We start from the raw sequence: 1,661 nt of genomic DNA on the forward strand, positions 1-1,661 counted from the left end.
AGGGCCTGCCGATTATCAACTCGCTGTCTTGATCTTTGGTGTTGGGGTGATGCCGAGGTGTGCGGCGAGGTCTGCGAGGTCGTCCAGGGTGGCGAGGCGGTGCTCGGCCGGGGCGATGACGTGCCCGATCTCGTCGAGGAGTTGGTGGGTTTTGCGGATGCGCCGGTTGATGGTCTGGGGTGCGACCGCGAAGAGGCGGGCGATGACGACCTGCGGGAGCCCGAGCCGCTCGTAGAGGAGGGTGGCCAGGAGCCGGTCGACGAGGGTGAGGCCGGGGCGTCGGCCGGTGTAGAGGCCGACGGCCGGAGTCTTCTGCCGGTCACCGCCGCGCCGCTGGTGGAGATCTTCTTCTCTCTGGGCCATGCGGGCTGCCGCCAGCTCGCCGACGAGCTGGTCCCACTGGTGCTGGTCCATGCCGGTCAGAGCCGGGTGGACCAGCCAGGCGCGGCCGGGGCCGGGCTGGAGCTGGGGCAGGATCGGAGGGATTCCGTCCCGACTGTGCTCCTCGGGGCGGAGGGTGTAGTTCCAGTCGCCGTGCCAGTCGTGGCGGTTCAGCGGCAGGGCGGTCATCTGCCCGTCACTGACCCTCACTCCTGTCTCATAGGCGGTGGTGTCGAGTTCGGCCCGGACCGTGAGGCCGGTGCGGGTAGTGGTCGCCGCGATGCTGTCGACCGGGTCCTGGCCGGCCTGCTCCCTCCCCGGCGGCCACGCGTGAGCACCCGCAAGGTCAAATCCCCGATGTCCCGCTACAGCGAACGGCAGATGGACGGCCGCCCCGATACCAGCCGCACCGTCACCGACCTCGACATCACCATCCTCGAGCCCCCCGCTCCGCACGCCGCACTGCCCACTGCCACCGTCCCCCAGTACGTCGGTCCCGGCCGGAGCAGCGACCGCATGACACGTGTCCTGGGCATCTTGCAGACCGAACCGGAACGGCTGTGGCGCTCAAGGGAGATCGCCGAGCTCTTGGGCGACGTCACCCTCGTGGCCACCTACCGACAACTCGCCCGCTGGACCGAGAGAGGAATGATTAAGAGAGTTCGCACAGGCCGCTACGCGGCCATCACGCCGACGAAGAACCCCTTGCGTGACCTGCAGAAACGCTAAGGGCCTGCCGGGAAACAAGCCGTCGCTTCCGTGTCGAGCCTCGTTGTTGTGGTATGGGGAGACCGGAGGGGATCGAGACCGCCCTGGCGGTGAAGTTTCAGGCGCTGTTTCCGCACTTGGACGAGCGTCAGCGTCGGCTGGCCATAGGGGCCGAAGCGCGGTCGCTGGGGCATGGCGGCATCCGGGCCGTGGCCCGTGCGGCGGGGGTGCGTGAGGGGACTGTGTCGCGCGGGGTTGCTGAACTGGAGTCCGGTGAGGTGCTGTTGGGGCGGGTCCGCCGGGCGGGCGGGGGCCGCAAACGGGCGGTGGACCTGGATCCGGGACTGCGGCCCGCGCTGCTGGCCTTGGTGGAGCCGGACGTGCGCGGCGATCCGATGTCGCCGCTGCGGTGGACGGTGAAGTCGACGCGGCAGCTGGCCGCCGAGCTGACCCGGCAGGGCCACCGGGTCTCGGCGGACACGGTGGCGGCCGTGTTGCGCGAGGACGGGTTCAGCCTCCAAGGCAATGCCAAGACCGTCGAAGGCGCCCAGCACTCGGACCGGGACGGGCAG

General features: G+C 69.8%; 1 protein-coding gene and 2 pseudogenes. 2 read left to right on the forward strand and 1 reads right to left on the reverse strand.

Annotated features, from left to right (window positions below; genetic code table 11):
- Positions 1-15 precede the first annotated feature (15 nt).
- Positions 16-672: pseudogene (locus B9S58_RS06120) on the reverse strand (transposase family protein); the annotation flags it as partial.
- 39 nt (positions 673-711) lie between these two features.
- On the opposite strand from B9S58_RS06120, the gene B9S58_RS37815 reads away from it, so the two are divergent.
- Positions 712-1,110, forward strand: coding sequence for a hypothetical protein (locus B9S58_RS37815; RefSeq protein WP_181009201.1), 399 nt, complete (start codon positions 712-714; stop codon positions 1,108-1,110).
- A gap of 53 nt (positions 1,111-1,163) precedes the next feature.
- Positions 1,164-1,661 (forward strand): annotated as a pseudogene (locus tag B9S58_RS06130) (ISAzo13 family transposase); the annotation flags it as partial.

The organism is Streptomyces sp. SM11 (genome assembly GCF_002910905.1).
Classification (GTDB): domain Bacteria; phylum Actinomycetota; class Actinomycetes; order Streptomycetales; family Streptomycetaceae; genus Streptomyces.